The organism is Kineococcus sp. NBC_00420, from assembly GCF_036021035.1.
Classification (GTDB): Bacteria; Actinomycetota; Actinomycetes; order Actinomycetales; family Kineococcaceae; genus Kineococcus.
The window spans coordinates 404323-426530 of sequence record NZ_CP107930.1 but is presented as its reverse complement, the minus strand read 5'-3'; the positions used below and the strand labels follow the sequence as shown (position 1 = coordinate 426530).

At 68.0% G+C, this 22208-nt stretch carries 23 protein-coding genes and 1 pseudogene; 13 read left to right on the top strand and 11 right to left on the bottom strand.

Annotated features, from left to right (window positions below; all coding sequences use genetic code 11):
- Positions 1-3: 3 nt before the first annotated feature.
- A pseudogene (locus OG218_RS02080) lies at positions 4-921 on the top strand (IS3 family transposase); the annotation flags it as partial.
- Positions 922-1251: 330 nt separating this feature from the next.
- On the opposite strand, the gene OG218_RS02075 reads toward OG218_RS02080, so the two are convergent.
- The 3 genes from OG218_RS02075 to OG218_RS02065 form a co-directional block, all read right to left on the bottom strand.
- A complete protein-coding gene (locus tag OG218_RS02075; protein ID WP_328291543.1) occupies positions 1252-1605 on the bottom strand; it encodes a hypothetical protein in 354 nt (117 codons plus the stop codon).
- Between the two features lie 189 nt (positions 1606-1794).
- Positions 1795-2664 carry a hypothetical protein gene (locus OG218_RS02070; RefSeq protein ID WP_328291542.1) on the bottom strand — a complete coding sequence of 290 codons (870 nt, stop codon included), beginning with the start codon at positions 2662-2664 and terminating at the stop codon, positions 1795-1797.
- Positions 2661-3158: a SigE family RNA polymerase sigma factor gene (locus OG218_RS02065; RefSeq protein ID WP_328291541.1), complete on the bottom strand. Its 498-nt coding sequence runs from the start codon at positions 3156-3158 to the stop codon at positions 2661-2663. The genes OG218_RS02070 and OG218_RS02065 overlap by 4 nt, the downstream gene beginning before the upstream one ends.
- 240 nt (positions 3159-3398) lie before the next feature.
- On the opposite strand from OG218_RS02065, the gene OG218_RS02060 reads away from it, so the two are divergent.
- Both OG218_RS02060 and OG218_RS02055 read left to right on the top strand, forming a co-directional pair.
- Entirely contained in the window at positions 3399-3992 is a 594-nt protein-coding gene (locus OG218_RS02060; RefSeq protein ID WP_328291540.1) for a hypothetical protein, read from the top strand.
- A gap of 349 nt (positions 3993-4341) precedes the next feature.
- Entirely contained in the window at positions 4342-4740 is a 399-nt protein-coding gene (locus tag OG218_RS02055; protein WP_328291539.1) for a hypothetical protein, read from the top strand.
- On the opposite strand, the gene OG218_RS02050 is transcribed toward OG218_RS02055, so the two are convergent.
- Positions 4741-5763 carry a hypothetical protein gene (locus tag OG218_RS02050; protein WP_328291538.1) on the bottom strand — a complete coding sequence of 341 codons (1023 nt, stop codon included), beginning with the start codon at positions 5761-5763 and terminating at the stop codon, positions 4741-4743.
- A gap of 423 nt (positions 5764-6186) precedes the next feature.
- Between OG218_RS02050 and OG218_RS02045 the strand changes: the two genes are divergently transcribed.
- Positions 6187-7011, top strand: coding sequence for a hypothetical protein (locus OG218_RS02045; protein WP_328291537.1), 825 nt, complete (start codon positions 6187-6189; stop codon positions 7009-7011).
- Between the two features lie 324 nt (positions 7012-7335).
- A complete protein-coding gene (locus tag OG218_RS02040) occupies positions 7336-7914 on the top strand; it encodes a hypothetical protein (protein ID WP_328291536.1) in 579 nt (192 codons plus the stop codon).
- 114 nt (positions 7915-8028) lie between these two features.
- On the opposite strand, the gene OG218_RS02035 is transcribed toward OG218_RS02040, so the two are convergent.
- Entirely contained in the window at positions 8029-8631 is a 603-nt protein-coding gene (locus OG218_RS02035) for a hypothetical protein (RefSeq protein ID WP_328291535.1), read from the bottom strand.
- A gap of 437 nt (positions 8632-9068) precedes the next feature.
- Here OG218_RS02035 and OG218_RS02030 point away from each other — a divergent pair, with 437 nt between their 5' ends.
- Entirely contained in the window at positions 9069-9443 is a 375-nt protein-coding gene (locus tag OG218_RS02030) for a VOC family protein (protein WP_328291534.1), read from the top strand.
- Between the two features lie 117 nt (positions 9444-9560).
- On the top strand, positions 9561-10625 hold the full coding sequence (locus OG218_RS02025) for a phosphotransferase (RefSeq protein ID WP_328291533.1): 1065 nt from the start codon (positions 9561-9563) through the stop codon (positions 10623-10625).
- Positions 10626-10674: 49 nt separating this feature from the next.
- Here the strand turns inward: OG218_RS02025 and OG218_RS02020 are convergent, their stop codons facing one another.
- On the bottom strand, positions 10675-11664 hold the full coding sequence (locus OG218_RS02020) for a serine hydrolase domain-containing protein (protein WP_328291532.1): 990 nt from the start codon (positions 11662-11664) through the stop codon (positions 10675-10677).
- Between the two features lie 144 nt (positions 11665-11808).
- Positions 11809-12438 (bottom strand): histidine phosphatase family protein, encoded by a 630-nt coding sequence (locus OG218_RS02015; RefSeq protein ID WP_328291531.1) that lies wholly within the window; start codon positions 12436-12438, stop codon positions 11809-11811.
- A gap of 503 nt (positions 12439-12941) precedes the next feature.
- On the opposite strand from OG218_RS02015, the gene OG218_RS02010 reads away from it, so the two are divergent.
- Positions 12942-13877, top strand: coding sequence for a phosphotransferase family protein (locus OG218_RS02010; protein WP_328291530.1), 936 nt, complete (start codon positions 12942-12944; stop codon positions 13875-13877).
- A gap of 481 nt (positions 13878-14358) precedes the next feature.
- A complete protein-coding gene (locus OG218_RS02005) occupies positions 14359-15165 on the top strand; it encodes a transposase family protein (protein WP_328291466.1) in 807 nt (268 codons plus the stop codon).
- 183 nt (positions 15166-15348) lie between these two features.
- Here OG218_RS02005 and OG218_RS02000 read toward each other — a convergent pair whose 3' ends face one another.
- Entirely contained in the window at positions 15349-15696 is a 348-nt protein-coding gene (locus OG218_RS02000; protein WP_328291529.1) for a hypothetical protein, read from the bottom strand.
- Positions 15697-15826: 130 nt separating this feature from the next.
- Between OG218_RS02000 and OG218_RS01995 the strand changes: the two genes are divergently transcribed.
- From OG218_RS01995 to OG218_RS01985, 3 genes are all read left to right on the top strand, one after another.
- Complete coding sequence (locus tag OG218_RS01995) at positions 15827-16684, top strand: hypothetical protein (protein WP_328291528.1); 858 nt, start codon at positions 15827-15829, stop codon at positions 16682-16684.
- Between the two features lie 187 nt (positions 16685-16871).
- Positions 16872-17630, top strand: a complete 759-nt coding sequence (locus OG218_RS01990) for a class I SAM-dependent methyltransferase (protein WP_328291527.1) — start codon at positions 16872-16874, stop codon at positions 17628-17630.
- A gap of 164 nt (positions 17631-17794) precedes the next feature.
- Entirely contained in the window at positions 17795-18610 is an 816-nt protein-coding gene (locus tag OG218_RS01985; protein ID WP_328291526.1) for a methyltransferase domain-containing protein, read from the top strand.
- Positions 18611-18650: 40 nt separating this feature from the next.
- Here the strand turns inward: OG218_RS01985 and OG218_RS01980 are convergent, their stop codons facing one another.
- A complete protein-coding gene (locus OG218_RS01980) occupies positions 18651-19442 on the bottom strand; it encodes an alpha/beta fold hydrolase (RefSeq protein WP_328291525.1) in 792 nt (263 codons plus the stop codon).
- A 171-nt stretch (positions 19443-19613) separates the two neighbouring features.
- Complete coding sequence (locus tag OG218_RS01975) at positions 19614-20414, bottom strand: class I SAM-dependent DNA methyltransferase (protein ID WP_328291524.1); 801 nt, start codon at positions 20412-20414, stop codon at positions 19614-19616.
- A gap of 82 nt (positions 20415-20496) precedes the next feature.
- Here OG218_RS01975 and OG218_RS01970 point away from each other — a divergent pair, with 82 nt between their 5' ends.
- Positions 20497-21156, top strand: a complete 660-nt coding sequence (locus OG218_RS01970) for a nucleotidyltransferase domain-containing protein (protein ID WP_328291523.1) — start codon at positions 20497-20499, stop codon at positions 21154-21156.
- A 70-nt stretch (positions 21157-21226) separates the two neighbouring features.
- Here the strand turns inward: OG218_RS01970 and OG218_RS01965 are convergent, their stop codons facing one another.
- Complete coding sequence (locus OG218_RS01965) at positions 21227-22015, bottom strand: nucleotidyltransferase domain-containing protein (protein WP_328291522.1); 789 nt, start codon at positions 22013-22015, stop codon at positions 21227-21229.
- Positions 22016-22208: the final 193 nt, after the last annotated feature.

Genomic DNA, 22208 nt, shown 5'->3' with positions numbered 1-22208 from the left:
AGCGTCCTGGTTTGCGAAAGACCAGAAGTAATCTTCGCGGCGATCGCGGACTGGGACGACTCCAAGACTTACCCCGTCACGTTCATGTGCACTCAGCTGGATGTGTCCCGTTCGGGCTACTACGCCTGGCGCGGACGGGGACTCTCGGCCCGTGAGGTCGACGACGCCGCCCTGCGGCAGTTGATCATCGCGATCCACGAGAAGTTGCGCGCCAACCCCGGCCGACGTCGGGTCCTGGCCCAGCTGCGCGCCCAGGGCGTCCGGGTCGGCCTCAAGCGCGTCCACCGGCTCATGAGCGGCCTGAAAATGGCTGGGCGGCACCCGAAGGCGTGGAAACGCACCACGATCCGCGGAGCGGATCCGGTCGCTGCGCCAGATCTCATCGGCCGTGACTTCACCGCCGCAGAGGCCAACACCCGCTGGTGCGGAGACGTCACCTACATCAAGACCTGGAACGGCTGGGTGTATCTGGCAACCGTCATCGACCTGCACTCGCGCGCGGTCGTGGGCTACGCGGTGGACACGCACATGCGCACCGACTTGATCGAGGCCGCGTTGTTGATGGCGATCAAGCATCGCCAACCCCCGGCGGGTGTGATCTTCCACTCCGACCGCGGCTGCCAGTACACCTCGAAACAGTTCGACAGGTTCTGCGCGAGGAACGGCGTTCGCCGCTCCCTGGGGCGGACCGGAATCTGTTACGACAACGCCGTCTCGGAATCGTTCTTCGCGACCTACAAGAAGGAACTCATCCACCCCCGCCCCTGGCCGAGTCTGGATCATGTGAAACGGGCGACGTTCGACTGGATCGAGAACTACTACAACACGATCCGGCGTCATTCGACGCTCGGATATTTGACACCGCGAGAGTTTGAGTTAGGCTACCGAAACATCGATCAGATTGCTGAACTCGCAGCTTAATCCCGTGTCTACTAAACCGGGAACAGTCCAGGCGCCGTCGAGGTCGGCTATCGGGTCGGCGTCTTCGTGTTGCAGCTTGATGAAGCCGTAGTGCACGTGAACGTTACTGTCGAACAGGACCTGCATGGGTGGGTCTCCTACGCGGCTGCTGTGGCTCTCAACGGCGTCAGTCTGGTGGGACGCTGGGCTGAGAGTGGGCTCGGTGTCTGGGTGCCACCCATCTGCTTGCGACAGCGACTACGCGCAGCGGGGGATCACCGCACGCCTGCGCACTGCGGGATGCCCTTGCGGTTGAGGCCTCGGCTGCAGGGAGCGAAGGGAGCGCTGCTGCTAGAAGGGGATACGTGGACTGCGTAGCTCGCCGAGGAGCAGGGCGAGCACCGTACCGTCCTTACTCTCCCAGCGCTGCAGCCCGCCTTCATTGTCCACGAAGCGGACCAGACCGGCTTTGACGATCTTGCGCCGTTCGGAGTCGGTGGCCACGCGTTTTGACCCCACGTGGGGGTTGGGGCTGCAGTCGAGGAGGTTGAAAACCATGACGTCGGCGGCGTTGAGTAGGTCGCTTTCGCGCTTCCACACTCGGTCGCTGGTCAGGTGGTAGGTGCGGGTTCCGTCCCAGAAGCGGTCATCGTCGGTGTACTCCGGTTCCCCCGGCTGCAGGGGGTAGCCGCTCCAGTCCTTCACCGCAGCAGCATGTCCTGCGGAACCTCAGTCCGTCAGCGACTTCCCGACGAAGACTTCCCGACGAAGTAGGTGATCCGAGGTCACCCAGCACCAGGTTCGCGGATGACCGCGCGCTTCACGCGCACCGCGGGATGACCGTGCGTCTCTAGTTGGCCCAGAACTACCGCGCGGCATACGCCTTCGGCGTGCCTACAGCGGGACGTCGTGGCCACCACTGAAGACGCGGACACTTTCTAGGGGGGTTCGCGGTTGATACATGCTGAGGGCGAAAGCATGGCCACCGACCGTGGAGGTCCATCCGATCGTCGTCCCGGACTCCGCCATCCACGCGACTGCGCTTTCCCCGGTGCGCAAGGACACTGCCGTGGTGTCCGGCTGCCCCAACCGCCCGGCTCCGGGGGCTTCACCCCCGCTCCCGCCGAGGTCGCCGCCGTAGGAGATGAGGATCCAGCTCATCCCCTGGGCAGTGGCCTGGGCGATGGTCGTTGTCTGCTCATCGACCCCGGGAGGGATGTAGGCGATTTCTACCCGGGTCGCTTCCTCATCGGCGAGTCCTGATGGAGCCGAGGGGACCTCACGGTCGAAGATCGCTGCCCCTCGCTGGCTGCCGCACCGCAGCTGATAGCCATCGAGACGGTCAAAAGTCGGCAACGAGATCCCGAGGTGCCTGCTGACCTGATCACACGGCAACCAGGTCGTCCACTGCGACAGGGGGATCTGCTGAGTGAAGGGGTCATTCTGACCGGCCGTCAGCAGTCCCGAGGGTCGAAGCGCGGTGAGATCCGCCTCTAGATCGGGGGTGAGCTCGACCGGCGCAGTGGCGGCGGTCTCCGTGGTGGTGGCCGGTGTCAGCGACGTCGTCGCTGGGGAGGGAAGCAACCATGCGAGGACACCGAGACCGGTAGCGGCTACGACGACTGGCGTCACCAGGAGCAGCCGGCGTCGACGTCGACGTCGCACTCCTCGGTGGTGGGCGTGGGCGGCGAAGTCGGGGGGGACCACGACGCGCTCGGCGGTGGTGCGCAGTCGCTGACGCAGCTGATCTTCGAGGTTGGTCACGTCGCTCTCCCGTGCTCGGTGAGGTCGTCGGTGAGTTGGCGCAGCGTGCGGAGGGCCTTCGCGGCCTGGGACTTCACCGTGCCCGGCGCGCAGTCCAAGGCATGGGCGATCTCCGCTTCTGAACGGTCTTCGTAGTAGCGCAGGACGATCACGGCTCGTTGTCGGGGTGGAAGTTGGCGCAGGAGGGCGGCCATGTCGGCGTGCTCGGCGTGGCCTTGGGTGGTGTCGGGGACGGGAACATCGTGGTCATCGACGATGAGGGGTTCCTGGCGTGGCCTGCGGCGAGAGGCGCGCCAGCCGTCGGTGACGCGGCGGGCCATGACGGTGCGCGTGTAGGGCAGGGGGTCCAGTACACGTGACCAATGCATGAAGACTCGTTCGAGGGCGTCTTGGAGAAGGTCTTCGGCGGCGTGGGTGTCGCCGGTGAGTAGGTAGGCGCTGCCGAGGAGTGCTCGGGCGTTGTGGTCGACGAACTGCTCGAACGGCATCTGCATCGCTCTGCCTCCCCTCTGCCTAGGACTTGTCTGCGACACCTCTCACTAAGGACGACGATGAGCCCGCGGGCCGGGTTGCCTCGCTCCGCGGGCGAGGAGGCGTAAAGGTTTGCGGCTCTCAACTGTTCGGTTGTCTATCGATGCTGCTCCGGTGGCGGTGCGATCACAGGTCGCAAGATGCCCGCGCGTCGGGCTAGCGCCGAACGGTTGCCCTTGTCGCGGCGTCTCGCCTCGTGAAGGGTGGTCGTCATGCACATGGCGGGTGTCCCCAGCTGGCAGATCAAGAGCGGCTTCGACGGCCCCCTGACGCTGGCGCTGTACGTGCGTGACGCTGCTGGTCTGGGTCGCTACGCCTCCGCACAGCCAGACCTTCCGCCTCTGCAGCCGTCGGTTGCGGTGCAGCCGGTGGGTGTCGACCTCGGTGAGGCGATCCGGCAGTGGGAACGGTGGTGGCCCCGCGCGTTGGCTGAACGTTCCGATGACGCCGCGCCCTTCGGCCCGCCCCGTTGGCCGGGGCTGGAGGACCTGCCGGTGCTGCAGGCCCTGGTCGAGCAGCACTTCGAGGACTTCACCCGGTGGAGCCGGCAGGTGCAGCTGGCCGAGCAGGCGCGTGCTGAGAACGGCTCGCTGGGGTTGGTGCACTTCGTCAACAGCTACGAGGGCACGCTGGGACGCCCGTTGCGGCCCTTCTCCCTGAACCTGCGCGAGGTGCCGGTCGAAGGCAGCGCGGGGTGGGTCCTCGAGCCCGGTGTGGTCGTGGTCAGCTCAGCCCTTCTCGACGATGAGCGGAGCCTCGAGGCGTTCCTGCGGCCGGTGATCGACAGCCTGGCGTGAGCACCGTCCGCGGTGCACTGCGGACGTGGTCTTGACTGCGGTTTTTCGGCGATGGGCGGGTGATCTTCGGGCCTGGCTTGCGTCCAGTCATCGCCATGACCGCTGGGTCGCTGGTCGAGTCTTCTGGGTTGTGATCGCGCGCATCTTGATGAGCGCAAGGCTGCAACGCCCCACGGATACCGTGCGGATGTCACCGTGACGTGTGAGCACTGCGTCCCGCCGATCATCGTCGCTGCGCGACCCCCTCCTGCTGGCTCTGGTGGGGCTGCCTGCGGTAGGGGCGGTGACGACCCTGGCGACGACAGCGACCCTGACGAGTTGGGAACTCACCACCGAGAGCGTCGGAGCGGTGGTGTTCGCGATCGTCTTCACGGGGTGGGCGCTGCTGCCGTTCGCCGCCGCGGTCGTCGTGGGTGTCTCCGTGCGCCGGCACTGGCGTGGTGCGCTCGCTGTGGTGCTCGTGGGAGACCTGCTGTTGCTGGCCTTCACGGTGTGGGCGTTGTGGAGCGTCTTGACCTCGGACTCCTCGACCGCGGTGCTCGGTCTGCTCTTCGCGCCGCTGGTCCAGGTCGCTCTTGTGGGGGTGACAATGGTGGTTGCTGTGGGCGTTGCGAGGGTGCAAAGTCGTCGGATGAGGCGCGCCGTCCAGAGGTTGTTTCTGCCGCTCTTGGGTGCGGATGTCGGCGACATCCTGGTCAGCGGAATGACCGTGACGTCGCCGAGCACGGGGTCGGAACGAGCTCGGTGACTACTTCGGCGCGCGGTCCTGCAGCAGCTGTTTGAGGAAGTCTCCGAGGTCGTCGCCATGGCCCAATGCGCGCACCGTCGCCAAGGTGCGGGCGAGCTCATCAACCTGCTTCATCTGCGTACTCAACGGGCCGTACTGGCTGGCGGTGGCCGCGTACAACGGTCCCAGGAGGTCCTTGTCCGCGTCGCTGAGCGCGGCCGCCGCCGTCCCCAGACGGGAAGCGTACTGCTCAAAGAGCGAGACGGGCTGACCGTTGGGGCCGATGACGGCGCCCGCGGCGGTGGCACGCATTTGCGCAGGGGTGGGTATCAGGCCGGCGGCCTTCATCTGAGCCAGCCGCTCCAGTGGTCGCGGGGCGATGGTGGCGTGCGGGTCGCGGGAGCCGTCAGCTCCGGAAGCCGAGGTGGCGTAGACGACTCTCTGCAAGACGTCGAAGTTGGTGGCGTGGTTGCCGCCCGTCAGACCGGGGTCCAGCAGGTGCTCGAGGAAGCCGCGGGGCAGAGCGCTGTCGCTGGCGGCGCGACTACCCAAGATGTCGATGGCCGTGGCCTCATCGTGCTGGCTGAAGGCGTAGGTGATGGGTTCGCCGTCTTCGTCGAACATCTGCCCGACGGTGTCTTGGAGGACGCCTGGCGCCGTGCGGCGGTAGCCGCCCAGGTCGAAGGCGATGTTGTCGATGTCTGCGGCGTCGATGCCGTGGTCACGGGCGTATTCGTACAGCGAGGAGATTGCGCTGCGATCGCTGGTGGTCAGGAAGGAGGCGATCGATACCCCGTCAGGGTTGCTGCCGGGTGGGCGTACCTGCGTCGCTGTCGCGGCGTCCTGACCGGGGAACAGACGTGAGAGCAGGATGGAGTGGCCGCTGACCTCGACGGTGTCAGGTCCGGGGCTGCTGGCGGCCCCGGTGAGAGCGACAGTGCTGGCGGTGGCCGATTCGGCGCGCTGTAGGCCCTTAGCTGCGTTGGTGGCGGTGGGCTGAGGCAGCGTCTTGTGGACGCCGCCTGTAGCGCTGATAGACGTCATGACGCTCCTGGAGGGGGCCGGGGCCTGCTGGGTGCGGCGACGGGAACGAGTTCGTTTCCGTCTTCATCGTCTGACCCGGTGCTGTCTTGAGCTGGGGATCTAGATGGTCTGTGGCTGCGTCGTTGGCGATGCGGCTTGATCGACGTTCTCAGTGACCGTCCTCAATTCGCCATGTCTACGGCATCGCCACCAGCGCAGGACCGCGCACAACGCGGGATGACCGTGAAGTCTCAGCTCACCGGGCGGTCTCGTGATGTTGGTGGGGAACGGGCCGCGGACCGGCTACGTCGAACCATCATGACCTCACGTCTCCTCGCCTGGACGGGACTGCTGGCCGTTCTCCTTGTCAGCGCGTGCGGGCAGCAGGCCTCGGTGCCTGGTGGTTCATCACCCAGCGGTCGGCCCGGTCCGGGGACGTCCGACGTGGCACGACCCGACCTCGTCCCCGACGCGCACCCGGGGCCCTTCGAGGCCACCGGGTTTGTCCTGCAGGACGAGAGCCACGGCCCGCAGCTATGCGTGGGCGGTATCGCGATGTCGCTACCGCCGCAGTGCGGAGGTCCGGACCTGATGGGCTGGGACTTCGCCTCCCTGCCCGCGGGCTCCTACGAGTCGGTGCTGCAGAGCCGGTACGGCTCTTTCGTCATCACCGGGACGCCGCAGGGCGACGCGATCCGGCTCACCGCACCCGCCCGCCCCGCCAGCCCGGCGGACCTGGAGGATCAAACGCGGGGACCGGAGCCGTCCTTCACCAGTCCTTGCCCAGAACCGGTGGGCGGGTGGCAACCGCTGGATTCGGCGCGGACCACCGAGGAGGCGCTGCAGGCCGCGTCGGTGCGGGCCGAGGCCGTCTCGGGGTACGGCCTGCTGTGGATCGACCAGCCCACTGTGACCCCGGAGGAGCTGGGGGCCGGAAGTGAAAGCGCGAACGACCCGTTGCGCTACGTCTTGAACGTCTCGACCACTGGGGACCTCGCTGAGATGGAGTCCGCGGTGCGGGCGGTCTGGGGCGGCGCGTTGTGCGTCAGCGCCGCCGCGCACTCCGCCGCGGAGCTGACCTCTGTGCGAGACGCTCTCGACGGGCCCGAGGCGCTGCTGCCGCTGCTCGACCTCCAGCTGGATCAGTTGGCCGGGCAGGTCACCGCCACGGCTCTGCTGGCTCGTGAAGGCGATCAGCGTCGTCTCGACGAGCAGTACGGGGCCGGTGTCGTGCGCTTGGGCAGTGTCCTGCGCTTACCCACGGGTTGAGGTGGGATATCCACCGCTCAGACCTCGCGGGCAGTGGGCTAGTCGTACTCAGCCGTCAGGTTCGCCCGGGCCGCCGCGATGCTCATCCTCGGTCGGCGACTTTCGCTGAAGGCGGGATGACCGTGACGGCGCGCAGCGCCATGACCGCGAGGGGCACGCTCTGCGCGGTGAGCGTGCGTTGGACCTAGTTCAGAACCTTCTAGGCCATCTTGGTGACGAGGGAACCGTGGTGAGTCCGAGGTCATCTCACCCGTGACGTCATGGGACGAGCCAGGAGAAGCTATGCAGAAGAGGGCATCAAGTACGAGGTCGGCCGTCGCTTTCATGAGCTTCCTGCTGATCCCAGCCGTTGCTGGTTGTTCTGATGAGACCGAGGCGCATCCTGCGCCGGTGACTACCGAGTGCTCGGAGGTGGTGGGTCAGGTCAGTGCTCGCGTGCAGGCGCAGGACGACGCTGACTCACCCGGCCCGGCGCTCATGTGGCGGATGACCTACGCGAAGGGCTCACCCGACGGCGCTGCCGGTGGCCCGTTGTCCGAGGTCACCCCGTGCGTCATCGCGGTCTTGAGTGCGCTGCCGGGGGGCGTCTCTGGTGGGACTTTCGTGTTGGCGTCCAGAATGGACCACCAGGGCGTTGACGCTGGTCATGGCCAGGGTCGGGTGTTCGTCACCGATCAGGCGGTCAACGATGTTGATTCTCAAGGCGGGGGATCGTTCGGGTACTTCACGGGGTGGTACGTCGACTTTTCCGAGGCTGAGCCTGGTTCGTACCGATGGACGGCTCCGGCGCGCTGGAGCGGGCCATCAAGTGCGGATGTATCTGGACAGGTTCAAGTCGACCTTGATATCGCAGCGGAGGCGTCGCCGTCTGGAACGACGGCCTCGACAGAGACTGGCTGGTGAGATGTCTGGGCTACTCGTTTTTCACCAAGACCGTGAGATCGACGACGCCCCGCACCGCGGGATGACCGTGCGCTCCGCACTCTTCCTGGAGCGAGGAACCTGCGTTCGGCAGGGTCACAGGTAGTGGAGAGGTTCCTCGGCGAGGTCGGCGGGGACGATGTCCAGGCCGGGGTGGTTCAGCAGGGCCGTGATCGCCACGCTCGAGGCGGCGATGGTGGCGTAGTGCGGGTCGACGTCCTTGGTCAGGCACCAGGTGCGATCTGCTGGCCACACGAACGCGGGGTCGGGTCCAGACGGCCACGCCCCGGCTGGTCCTGACAGCACCCGATTCCACTGCGCGCCGTCGCCGAGGTCGGCAACGGCGCCATCGAAGAGGAAGTAGTTCCGGTTGGGCAGCTGCAGGCGGGCGGTGGTCTTGTCGGTGGGGAGCAGACCCCAGCCGTCCCAGATGGCGAAGTAGCACCGCTCGGTGGTGGTGTGCGTGGTGAGCAGCGTGAGGGCGGAGCGCATCTGGTCGTTCTCGCTGGGGGCGTCGGGGCCCGGGTCGAAGTCGACGTCCCCTTCGCTTTGGCCGGGGTGGGTGGGGTCGGGGATGAAGCGCAGGCGGGCGTAGGCGTCGTAGCCGGCGGGTCCGAGGGTGACCAGCTGGTTCCAGGGCCGGTCACTGGTCTGGAGCCAGTTAGCGGCGGAGAGGTCATGGCACGGGAGCACGCTCACCAAGGCACTGTGACGCATGAGCTGTGGGAGTAGGTGTCGGCCGGGGTGCGCGGGTCCGTGGGCCGCGCGTTCTGCGGGATGACCGTGAAGTCTCGCCTGTTGCGGCTGGGTCCGCTGCTACAACAGGCCGCGAGTCGCCATCTCTGACTCGACAAGCTCGCGGTTCATACGCCAGAGGCGCCGCCCCTTGCTCGATCGCCCTACCCCAGGAGCATCCGCTCGGACTTCCGCACGGCGGGCATCTTCACGACGAAGTCGCAGCTCCTCGTCGGAGAGCCTCGACATCTCGGCGGCCGTCCAGTCGACGTGGGGTCGCTTCGTCATGGACTCAGTCTGAGGTCCCACCAAGCGACGACACGACCGCATTGCGGGATGACCGCGCGCCGCGTGCACAGCACCAGGTCGTTGCAGAGGTCGCTCGGTGCCAGGCTCGGCACATGCAGCGCTACTCGCACGGAGAACTGATCGTAGTCCTGGACACCAGCGACCTCGACAGGGCGGCGGACTTCTGGACAACGGTCCTCGGTTACCACCGCGATGGTTACGGAGGAGGTGCCTACCTGAGCTTGGTCCCGTCCGGCGGACAGGGAGTGGAGTTGCTCCTGCAGCGCACGGGGGATCAGAAGTCCGACAAGAACCGGGTGCACCTGGACCTGCGGACCGAAGACTTGGACGGTGAGGTGGCGCGAGTGGAGGCGGCCGGCGGTGTCCGCCTGACGTCCGAAGCCATCGTCGAGCACGGCTGGCGTTGGCACGTCCTGGCCGACCCAGATGGCAATGAGCTGTGCGTCCTCCAGCCGCCAAGCAGCTGACGTCCGTCGTCTGGTCGTCGACCTGGCTGTACGCGCAGCGCGGGATGACCGTGCGTTCCTTGTCGAGGTTGGAGAAGGTGGCCGCATGATCACATCGCGCTGGGCGAGTAGGCACCGGTGACGGCGGAGGAGGTCGTGGACGGGATCGAACGGGCCACGTTCGGTCCGGTGCCGCAGCACGAGGTCGACGCCTGGCTCGACCGGTACCTGCGTGATCAGGTCGGCTCAGGGCTGCGCCAGGTTCTCTTCCGCGCCGGGCGGGTCGCCGCGGTCTACGGCTGCCGACTCGACGATGGACGCGACGTCGCGCTGAAGGTTCACCGCCGCGGCGCTGACCTCGCCCACCTCGCCGCCGCAGTCCAAGCTCAGCGCCACCTGGCCGCCCGCGGCTACCCCTGCCCCCGACCGGTGCACGGGCCCACCGTGGAGGACGGGCGGGTGGTGGTGGCCGAGACGCTGCTGAGCGAGGGGGAACTCGCCGACGCCACCGAGCCTGCTGTTCGGCGGGCGCTGGTCGCCGGTCTCGCCGAACAGATCGACCTGTTGCGGCCGTTGGCGGCTGACCCTGTTCTGGGTGGGCCGTTGCGGGCGGGGGCGCCGGCGTGGGCGCGCTACGAGGAGGGTCCCTGGCCGGTACCGCATGACCCGATCTTCGACTTCACCCATCGGCCGGAGCGTTTCGGGTGGGTGGACGATCTGGCTGGCGAGGCGGCCGGGGTGCTGAACGGTTTCGGGAGCCGCGGTCTGCTGGGGTCCGACGTCATCGGGCACAGCGACTGGTACGACGGCAACGTGCTCCTGCGGCCCGCAGAAGCCGGCGAGGACGGCGGTTCCGTCGGGGAGGTCGTGGTGAGTGGGGCGTTCGACTGGGACAGCCTGACTGCGCGTCCGGAGGCGGTGCTGGTGGGGATGTGCGCCGGTTCCTACACCGCGGGCGGGTCCGCGAACGCGGCCGCCCCGACGGTCGCGCAGGTGGCGGCGTTCCTGGAGGACTACCAGCGGGCCCGACCTGGGTTTGTGGTCGGTGAGCAGTGGGCGGCTGCGGCGGCGGCGTGCTGGGTGATGACGTACAACGCACGGTGCGAGGTCTGTTTCCTGGGGCTCGAGGCGGAGCCTGAGCCGGGTTCTGCGTTGGGTGCGCTGGTGGTGGCCGGGCGCGGCTACCTCGACCTCGCGATCTGACAGCAGGGGCGGGGAGCACGTACGGCGGGCGGGATGATCGGGAGGTCGTTCAGCTCCCCTCTCCGCCGGGCCACGCAGGCAGCAGGTACTCGACGACGTTCACGGCCGCGGTGCTGACCGCGACCGCGTCGGCCCCGTAGGTCATCACCGCCACCGCGGCACCGGTTGCGGGCTGGCGCACGGTCTTCGCGGTCCAACCGGGCCAGTCCCCGCCGTGGGTGAACAAGGTTCCCCTCGGGTGCCGGCGGGCGGTTGCGCCCCACGCGTAGGGCACGGTCGTTCCATCCTGCAGCAGTCCTGGCTGGCTCATCAGTTCCGTCACGGCGGAGCCCAGAGCGTCCTCGTTGAGAGCCGTCAGCCAGCGCAGCAGGTCCGCGGTGCTCAGCCACAGTCCACCGTCGCCCGTCGTGCCCGGTGGGGTGGGCTGCCCGGGGACGACAGCGACCGGGGGTCCACCCCAGCGGGCGCTGGCCAAGCCCAAGGGCGCGAAGAGGACGGCACGGGCCAGGACGTCCAGGTCGGTGCCGGTGACGCGGTGCAGCACCTCAGCCAGCAGGACGTAGCCGGTGTTGCTGTAGGCGAAGGCTCGCCCCGGTGGGTGCTGCGGCTGATCGATGCGGGTCAGGGCCTGCAGGACGCGATCGTTGTCCAGGTCGTGCTCGGCGCACCCGGCGGCTGCGGTCACGGCCTGCGTGGTGGGCAGGCCTGCGGTGTGGTGGATGAGGTGGTGCACGGTGACATCGCGGGCCCAGGTGGGCAGGTGAGGCAGGACCGCGCGCAGGGCGGTGTCTTCGCGGAGCAGGCCGTCCAGGACGGCGCGGGCGATGAGGGCTGCGGTGAACTGCTTGGTGATCGAGGCCGCGTACTGGACGGTGCTGGCGGTAACCGCACACGCGTCGGGGTTGCTGCCGCGGGCCCACGTCAGAACTGTTCCGGCGCGGTCACGAGCGCAGGCCGCGGCGGCGGAGTCGAGGTGAGCCAGTTCGGTTCGCCAGTCCGGCGAGGAGGCGGGAACGGTTGACTGCGCGTCGGGGCTCACGTGCTCATCGTGGCGCAGACGGAACTGTGCGCGATGGTCTGCGATGAGACCGCAAGGTCGTCGACGTCCACGACAGCGGCATAACCGGGCGGCGCCGGTCTGGGGCAGGACGACGTGATCGCTCTCATCGGCTGATCGCTAATCTCAACTGACGTCGTCGGGCGGCAGGTACGACCGGAGGATCCAGTGGCCGTCGGAGACCTCGAAGTGCAGCATCGAGCAGTTCTCGAACTCGAGACGAAGTCGGGTGGCGGTGGCGCCAACCAGGCTTCGAACGAGCCAGACCATGAAGCCGGCATGCGTGAAGATCCACCGACAGTGCGTCCCGTCGGGGATGCTGCGTTCAGCGACGAAGTCGTCCACTCGTGCGAGGAACTGGCGCCAACTCTCGCCTCCCGGCGCGAGAAGGCGATCCGGTTCGGTCTGCATGTCGAAGGTGCCGAACTGCGCCTCGTAGTCGATGAGGCTCAGCCCGTCGGCTGTGCCTGGACTGGGTTCACTCAAGCGAGCGTCGTCGTCGATGGGGAGGTTCAGGGCGAGGGTCTCTCGGACGATCTCGGCAGTCTCGCGGGCGCGGGCGACGGGACTGCTGTCGATGGCGTCGGGGGCACCGCAGATCTGCAGTAGCTGCGTCGCCAAGTCATGCGCTTGCGTGCGCCCGTGGGGAGTGAGGCCGGGGCAGTTCGCAACGCCGGCGAGGATCTGCCGTTGGGAGTGAAGCGATTGACCGTGCCTGATGAAGATCAGATGTCGCCTGTCCTCGGCCTGACGCATACATCACTGCCCTCCCCGGGACGACCAAGCAGAGTCCGCCGCCAGCCAGGTACCGCCTGCGGCTCATCGCGGCCCCACGATATTCGGGGTCTTGCACCCGGCGGTGTGAGAGATCAGCAAGTCCCGACGTCGTCGACGTCCTGGTCAGCGGGATGACCGTGAGGCCGCGGGCCGCGAGATGAGCTGCCCGGCTGCGGTAGGTCATCTCGCCGTGCCGGGGACGGTCTTGAGAGGGTGAACCATGGACGTCCCGTCGATGATCATGGGTGCCGCTATCGCTTCGGTGGTGTGGATCGCGTTGTGGCCGCGCAAGCGGGCCAACAGCGGAGACGACGCCGTGTCAAGCGACTGAGTCGCCACCACCGCGCGTTCCGCGGGATGACCGTGATGTTGAGTCCTTGCCTCCACCGCCGCCAGCCCAGGGCCACCGCAGGCCGGTATCGCCGTGGACGAGCCCGCTGCGTCTCTGGCTGACTGGGCGCGTGATCGAGGAGAGCGACCTGGTGCCCGCCCAGCTGCGTGCTCTGGGCTACCCCGACGTGCACTGGCTGGCTGCGGGGATGGAGGCCGACGTCTACGCCCTCGACGAGCAGAGCGTCGCCCGGCTGCCCCGGGACGCGGCCGCAGCCGCTACCGCGTCCGAGGGGCCTGTAGAGCGACTGCTCCAAGCGCTGAGCAGGTGCCGTCTCCCGTTCACCGTCCCCGCCCCACTTGGGTGCCTCACCCTGCCCGACGGCCGTTCGCTGCTGCGTCAGCCGCGTCTGCGTGGGCGCAGCATCGGCGACTTCTACGACCCGACCAGCGGGCACCTGGACCCCCGCGCGGAGCAGGCGCTGGTCGAGCTGCTGAGCGCCCTGCACACCATCCCGGATCAGCATCCGGTCTCTGCGCTCGATCCGATGCCTGATCTGCCTCTGCTGGGCGAGACGGCGGTGACCACCGCCCAGCCCTGGGCGAGAGCGCTGCAGCAGCTGCTCGAAGACCGCACTCAGCGCTTCGCCGGCCTGCTGCGGACCCACGTCAACGGTCTCGACGACCTGCTGCACGCCTGCAGCGCTTTCCTGGCCAGGCGCCGGGACGTGGCGGTCACGCTGCAGCATGGCGACCTCTGCCCGGAGAACGTGCTGGTCGACGACGACTGCCGGCTCAGCGCGGTCCTGGACTGGGGCTTCCTGACCATGCTGGCCGATCCGGTGCTGGAGATGGCCCTGACCTCGAGCTTCTTCGACATGTACGGCCCGCACGCCCTGCGCACGGATCGACGTCTGAGCGACGTGTTCGCCGAAGCGTTTGACGTGGAGCGTGGAGACGTCTTGCGGTTCAAGGCGGTGTACGCCCTCATCGGCGCCAACGCTTACAGCGGCACCGCGGATGGGCATTTCCGGTGGTGCGCTGCGTTGTTGGGGCGGTCTGACGTTCGCTCCGCCGTCTTGTCGTAGGCCAGCGGTACCCCGTGGGCGACTTTCCGGCTCATCCTGAGGTCCGGGCATGGCCGGCCGGCCGCGGCCGAGCGGACAGCAGGATGACCGCGAGGTCGAAGACGGGCAGGTGTGCGCCCACCACAGCCGCAAGTGGATCCGAGATGGCAACCTCAATGGGTGACCAGATGGAGACACCGACAACAAGAGGATCTGGCTCGCTGCTCAGCGCCTCTACCTGGCTGGCACATCGGCAAGGCCGAGATCATCGCTTGCAACCGGGTTCCACATGAAGACGAGGAGCACGTCTTCCTCATCCCGCCGCCGAAGAGGAACCAGACGCGGATACCTCTGGTTCCTCTTGCGCTGGCTCAGTGAGCCTTTGTCAGTAGCGGCGTGAGCAACTGCCGCATCCCCGGGGCAGAGGCGTTGGGGCACGTAGGGCCTGGCCGGTCACGATGGTGGCGACCAAGCTCAACCGCCGTGCCCGTCAGGACCCTACGTGCTCTCCTATCGTGCCAGCCTCGACGTCTCCCGCGACCTCGCCCAGGCCGTCGCCCGCCTGCTGTCCGCTCACCGCATCCGGATCGGCACCCGCCGTGGACGCCGTGTGCTTGGCTGTTTCGCTCAGGCGGTACTGCTGCTGCGGTTCATGCGCCAACGCGCCGCGGTCGCTGACCTCGCCCGCGACAACGCCGTCAGCTTGAAGACCGCCTACCGCTACCTGCACGAAGCCCTGGACGTCCTCGCCGACCAGGCTCCCGAACTGCCTGAGGTGGTTGCCGAAGCCGTGAACAAAGGAACCGACCACCTGCTGCTCGATGGCACCCTCATCGACACCGACCGCGTCCACGACCCAGGTAGCCGACGCGACCGCTGGTACTCCGGAAAGCACCGCCAGCACGGCGGTCTCGTCCAGGTCGTCACCGATCCTGACGGGCGGCCATTGTGGGTGTCGCCGGTCGAGCCGGGCTGCACCCACGATCTGACCGCAGCTCGTGTCCATGCCCTGCCTGCGCTCTATCCCGCTGCTCGTGACGGTGTCCCCACCTTGGCCGACAAGGCGTACACCGGTGCTGGAGTCGGCATCCGCGTTCCCGTCCGACGTCCCCGAGGCGGGCAGGTCTTGGATCGAACAACTCGGGGCTGGAACTCCTATGTGAACTCCGCCCGTGCTTTCGTCGAGCACGGCATCGCTCACCTCAAGACCCGCTGGCGGGCGCTACGTCGCGTCAGCCTCTGCCCCCGGCGCATCTCCGCGATCGCTGCCACGGCCCTCGTTCTCAGCCAGATGGAGAACCGTTACTGACAAAGGCTCAGTGGCGGTTGCTGCCGAGTGGCGTTGCCTACTCGGTCAAAATCTCCTCGCGAGCAAGATCTCTGTTTGCACCTCGCCGATTCACCATCCAGCAGGACTGACCGGAGCTGCCTTGCAGTCGACGCCCTGGCCGGGGGAGTAGAGCACACGCGCACCGCGGGATGACCGTGAAGTTCAACGAGTCGAGCGCTTCTCCCGCCAGACCGATGCGTAGTGGAAGCCCAAGCCGAGGAACCCGAGGGCGACCATCGCTGCGATCACTGACGACACTGGTTCTGGATCGGCCGGGGCGATGGCTAGAACCACCAAGACGAGACCGAGCACGAAGCAGGCGATGGCGTTGACGCCTTCGTACTTCGTGACCTGGTCATGCTTCCAACGTGCCATCCCGACAGTCTCTCGGCTGCAGGCTGGGATGTTGGTGGTCTCCCCACTGCAACTGATCCGTGGCGGGTGCAGGCGCCGCGACGTCCTGGACAGCGGGATGACCGTGAAGTCAGTCGAGGCGCGATCGTCGCTCATCGCGGCTCCCACCGGCTGCTCACCTCCGCTGGGCGAGGTGGCGCACCGAACCTTGGCGGGAGGCTGGTGTCGGAACCCTCGGTCAGACTCCCAGCATGATCTTCGATGTGCTCACAGAGGGTGCTCACTGGTGATCGGCCTGCAGGAGGTCGCCGCGCCGCCGTGGGGGGAAGACCTGTTGGTCACGGCCGAGTCCGGGCCGGTCGTGCACGTGTGGTCGCGGGAGCGCGCTGCCCGCTGCGCCACGTTCGAGACCGTCCACGACTTCGGCGGCCGCCGGGTGACGCTGGTCCCTGGTGAACGCCCGGTGGTGGTCGCGGGGGCCTACACCCGCCACGGGGTGTGCGGCTACGACCTGAGCGGTGAGCGGCTGTGGCAGGACCGCAGCCGCTCCAACGTGCAGATCCTGACTGCCCTGGCGGGAGGTCGAGTGGCGGTCAGCTACAACCGCAGCCCCACCCGGGTACTCGAAGCCGCCACCGGGGAGGAGGTGCGCTCCCTGCGGGGTGTGCTGCGGGTGATCGCGTTGACTCCGGACCTCTCGCTGGGGGTGAGCGGCGGCTGGTGCCGTCTGCTGGATGCTTCGCTGGATCCGCTGGGGCCGCTGGGGCCTCGGATCATGACGGGTCTGAACCCGGCCTGGCTCGCGGCCGGCGACGGGGAGCACCTGGCGGTCAGCGGGATCGGTGGACCTCTGCGCTTCCTTGATCTCGAGGGGCGGGAGCGCGCGAGCGTGGCCGGCCACTTCCGACACGTCGTCCGTGACCCGGTGACCGCGACGTGGGTCCTGGTGCGATTCTCCGATGACGGTCAGACCTCGCTGCTTCGGCTCAGCGACGATGGGGAAGTCCTGGAGCAACGTCCTTATGAACCGTTCCGTGACGTGGCGACGATGTGCGGCGGCAGGGTGCTGGTTCTGCTGACGGATGAGGGTCCGCAGGTCGTGAACTGCTCGGACTGGAGCACCGGGGCGCTGGAGGCGGCGTGAGCTGACGTGTCGAGTGCCGCATCGAGATGGCAGGCGCGGGAGCGATACTCGGTTCGCTCATCGTCAGATCCGGTCGTCCCCAACTCGGGGCGACCGTGCGCACTGCGGGGTGACCGAGTGGTCTCTTGGCGTCCTCGGCCGGCTTAATCGCTCGCCTGAACCGCAAGGGCACTGGTTGCCTGTGCTGGTGACCGACCACGATCAAGAACTCATCGATGAGTGGGCCCAGCGGTTCTCCGAACCATCCACCGGCTGGTCGTTCGCTTCTTTCGAGGGGAAGGTTCGCAGCGAGAACCCGCCCTGGTCCTACACCGACCTGGCCCGCCGGTTCCTGCCGGCAGCCAGGTCGGTCCTGGACCTGGGCACCGGTGGGGGCGAGCAACTTCTGGGCCTGGCAGAGGTCCTACCTCCCGACACCCACGCCACGGAAGGCTGGAAGCCGAACGTGGCGGTCGCCCGGGCAGCCTTGGCACCTCACGGCATCGACCTGGTGGCGCACAGCGCGGAGCGGGGCGAGCACTTGCCGTATCCCGACGGGCGCTTCGACGTCGTCATGTCGCGTCACGCCGCCTTTGACGCGGCTGACGTGGCGCGGGTTCTGCGGCCCGGTGGTGTCTTCCTCACTCAGCAGGTCGACGGGCGCAACCTGGTCGATCTGTCCACTGTCTTCGGCGCTGATCCGGTCTATCCCGACACGACGTTGGAGGTGTGCCGGCAGCAGGTCGTGGACGCCGGGCTGGTGGTCGAGGAGGCACAGGAGTGGAGCGGGTCGATCCGTTTCGCGGACGTGGCCACTTTGCTGTCGTACCTGCGGATGATGCCGTGGCAACTGCCCGGTGACTTCACCGTCAAGCGGTACGCGTCTGCGCTGTTGCGGCTGCAGCAGCGGGCCGCACCCCTGACGTTCACTGAGGTCCGCTTCCTGCTGCTCGCGCGGCGCCGCTGATCGTGACGATGCAGTTCGGGCCATGCCGTGCGGGCCCGGGTCGGACCAGGACGGGGGCAGACAGTTTCTGGGCCTGTGCAGCCGTCGACCGCGCGCACCGCGGGGCAACCGAAAGGTCATCAGCTTCTGTCGCGAGGTGCTGCTGTTTCGTAGGGTGCGGTGTCGTGACGGATCAGCACAGCACCGCAGACGTCTTCGACGACAAGGCCGCGGCCTGGGCCACGTGGCAAGCCGAGCCCTGGGGTCGACTGCGCTACGAACTCGTAGCCCACACCCTCACCCAAGTCCTCCCCGAGCGGTCGGGGCCCCTGCGGGTCATCGACGTGGGCGGTGGTGACGGGGCGGACAGCATCCCGCTGGCCCGCGCCGGGCACCAAGTGACGATCGTGGATCACGCCGGGGAACTGCTGAAGGTCGCTGATACGGTCGCCGCCGCGGGAGGGCTCAGAGCCTCGGTCCGCACCATCTGCGCAGATCTGGACGACCTGGAGGAGCTGCAGTCGGACGGTGTCGGCGTGGGTGAGGCCTTCGACGTCGTGCTGTGCCACAACGTGATCCACTACCGCCGCGACGTTGCGGGCACCGTGCAGCAACTGGTGCGGCTCCTGCGAGGTGGCGGCATCGTCTCGGTCATGGCTCCGAACCCGGCGATGGACGTCCTCTCCGCTGCGGTGCGCCGCAGCGACCCCCAGGCGGCGTTGGACGTCCTGGACGCCGAGACCGTGCACGGGCAGACCTTCGACCACCCGATGCGTCGGGTGGAGGCGGGCACGGTGGAGGCGGCGTTGGTCGGGGTGGGGTGTCAGGTGGAGCACCGCTTCGGCATCCGTTGCGTCATGGACCTGCTGGTCGATGACGACCTCAAGCGTGATCCGGACTTCTACGGGCGGTTGGCGCGGTTGGAGCGGGTGGTGTGTGAGCGGGAGCCGTTCTGGCGCCTGGGGCGGTTCTGGCAGGTGACGGCCCGGCGAGCGTCGTAGCCCTGTTCGGCTGGCACGGGCTACTGGAACCCCTCACTGCTCACCCGAGGTTGTCGAGAAAAGTAGTCAGCGCCTGCACGAAGGAGTGGAACTGGTCTCGGCGGATGTCGTGGGCCGCGCCGGTGATCTGCTGCACCTGCAGCTGGGGCCAGCGCTGCTGGGCTTCGGTGGCCATGGCCGGCAGGACCGCCACCGTGGCTGGGTCGGCGTCGCCGATCAGCAGCAGGCCGGGAACGCGCAGGGCTGACACGTGCTCGCGCCAGGCGTTCCTGATCTTCCAGGAAGCGAACCAGTCGACCACGTCGGGGTCGAGGCGGGTCTGGGCTCTCGACCACGGTTGGAGGTCGACGGCGTCCCACCGTGGGTGTCGGGTGCGTCCGTGGGCTTGCCGGTCGGTTTCGGACATGGCCGCGACCTCGGCTACGCGTCGTCGGCTGTCGGCGATGTCTTTGGTGCCGTCCTGGGGTATCTGGGGCCAGGCGGGGTCTTCCAGGACGAGAGCTCGCACGGGGAAGCGGGTGGCAGCCAGGGTGGCGTGGATGCCGCCCATGGAGTGACCCACGATGACTGGACGCTGTAGCTGCAGGGCCTGCGCGATCCCGACGAGGTCGCGGGTGTGGGCGTGGGCTTGGTAGTCGTTGGAGCGGTCGGAGGAGCCGTGGCCGCGGGCGTCGAAGCAGATGACGTCGTAGGACTGCGTCAGGTGTTGGCTCACCCGGTTCCAGGTGTCTGCGGAGTCGCTCAGACCGTGGGCCAGCAGCAGACTGGGCTTGTTCGTGCCGCGGGGGCCGCTGCGGGTCCAGGCCAGGTGCATGCCGTCGACATCAGCCACCCCAGATTCGGCCGATTCGGCTGAGCGGGACGGAGCGGGGGCAGCGGGACCGTCAGGCGGTGAAGCTGGCAGCTTCGTCACGACCGGCCACGCTGGCAGAAGTGCTGCAGACGCGCCAGGGCCCTCACGCGACGTACCGTGCCGCCCGGCCTCAGCCCGTGCCGCCCGGCCTCAGCCTGCGGTGGCCGTAATGAATAGTCGGTCCGAACGCCCGCCGACCCCAGGTCCCACCTCGACGTCCTCGAAGCCGGTTGAGCTCAGACGGTCGCGGGCTTCCTCCGACGTCCACGGCCGCATCGTGAACAGGTACTCCTGCACGTGCATTTCGCCGTGAGAGTCGACTTCTTCGTGGCGTTCGCTCACGACGAGGCGGTCATCGCACCAGACGGTGCGGCTGGTGAAGATGACGACCGCGCCGGAGTTGAGGGTGGTGGTCTTCGTGCGGGGATGGCCGTCCGCGCCTGCCCGCGAGCGCTCGACATCGCGGACGTCGAGGGCGAGCAGACCGCCAGGACGCAGGAGGCGGGCGAAGGAGCGTAGGGCGGCGTCACGCTCCACGTCTGTGGTGAGGTCGTTGAGGACTCCGCGGCAGGTGACGACGTCGAAGGGGCCGCTCAGCGAGGGGTTGCAGACGTCGTCGTGGTGGACGGGGCTGGTAGGGCAGCGACGAGCGGCGATGGCGAGCAGTTTCGCGGAAGCGTCCAGGAGGGTCACTTCGTGGCCCAGGGCGCTGAAGGCTGCAGCGTGGCGGCCTGTTCCGCAGCCGGCGTCCAGCAGGGTCGCATCGTTGAGGCCGCGTGCGTTGAGGTCGTGCACGGTGAGGCCGCGCACGGTGAGACCGCGTGCGGTGAGGGCGGCTTCGACAGCGTCGATCCAGGGGGTGACGGGGTCGACGATGAAGTGGTCGTAGGCCTCGGCGTGGGCGTCGTAGAAGGGACGCTCGCTGGCGGTGCTGGCGGATTGCGACGTCACGTGGGCATCGTGGCAGCCGGTCGTAGAGGCCTCAACTCACCCCGGCAGTCTCGTTGGGCAGAGATGCCCCAGGCTGTCGGGGGTGACGAACGAGCTGGGGTCCTGGTCGCCGATGAACCCCGACGAGGTGACCCACCTGCTGGGCCGGGCGGGTGTGCCCTGGTGGATCGCTGGTGGCTGGGCGATCGATCTGCACCTGGGCCGGCAGACCCGAGTTCACGAGGACATCGACGTTCTGGTCCTGCGCCCGCACCTGCCGCGGCTGCGGGAGCGGTTGGGCGGGTGGGATCTGCACGCGGCTGACCCGCCGGGCACGCTGCGACCGTGGCCGGTGGTGGAGGAGCTGCCGCTGGGTGTGCACGACATCTGGTGTCGGCCAACCCCCGCCGCTGACTGGTGCCTGCAGTTGATGGTCGATGACCTGGCCGACGACTCGGTCGATGATGGGGCCGACGGCGGCACTGGGGGTGAGCAGGAGTGGGTGTACCGGCGAGATCCGCGGGTCCAGCGGACGTGGCGCACCCTCAGCGGTCCTGCCTCCAGTCCGCAGCGGAGTGTGCTGGCGCCGGAGGTGCAGCTCCTCTACAAGAGCACGACTCCGCGGGCGAAAGATGAGGATGATTTCGCTCACATCGCGGGGGTGCTCGACAGTTCCCAACGCACCTGGCTGATCGAGGCCCTGCAGCTGAGCGATGCGACAAACGTGTGGATCGAGCAGCTGCGCGTCCTCACCTCACCGTGACGGCGGGATGACCATGCGCCCGCGCCCCGCAGGATGACCGTGAACTCCCGTCGCTCCGGGGGTCTGGCGCTCAGGACTGAAACAGCAGGAGCCCCTCGCCCCAGTCATCGATGATCCCCTTCGTGCGGTCGTGGCCCCTGGCTGCGTCATAGGCCGCGCACCCGGCTTCGACGCGGGCGAAGGTTTCCTGCAGGGCGGCGGGATCACCATCAAGGGTGCGTTGCAGCAGCGGCAGCAGAACGTCTGCGGGCCAGTCCGGCAGCGGGTGCTCGCGCAGCTCCCACGGCAGGTACTTGTGATACGGCCGGACCCGTCCGGCGAGGGCGAAGATGAGGTCGAGCAGCCACGGCATCGACTCCGCGGCGTCCAGGCGGCATTCCAGACGGTTCCCGTCCCGGTCGGACTTCAGGGCTCGGTAGGCGTAGTTGAGCCAGCCGTCGAGGCAACTGTGCTCGATCACGACGGCCTCAACTTCGTCGGAGGTCAGGGTGGCCTGGCGGTGCAGGGCGGCGGGGATGCGCCCGCTGGTGCGGTCCAGCAGGGTCGGTACCCAGGCGAAGGACCAGCGGAACCACCAGCCTCCTGATCCGAAGGCAGGCGCCCGTTCGAGTTCCGTCAGGGGCACCGGCAGCTCGTCGACGGTGGTAGAGCGGGTGGCCGAGCGGTGCTTGGCCGCGTCGTCGCTGAGGATGACGTAGACGTCGAGGTCGGAACGCTCGGTGGCCACGGCTCGCCCGGCAGAGCCGGAGAGGACGAGACCGAGCAGGCCGTCACCGTGTTCGGCCAGGTTTCGCTCGGCGAGATCGACGATGAGCTGTCGGTGGTCCTTGGTGAGGTGGTCTGGCAGTTGCAGGTCCATGCGCCCCCTCCTGGCTACTCCGGCCGACGGCAGGAGTTCGTAGAGGCTGGCACATCGCCCGCTACGTGAGCACGGGCATTTCGTGCGCACCGCGGGATGACCGTGAGGTCGTTCCCTGCGGTGGGGATGCGCCGTGGACGCGGCGCCGAAGTTGGTCTCGACGAGACCACCGCCCGGTCCCTATAGTGGTGGT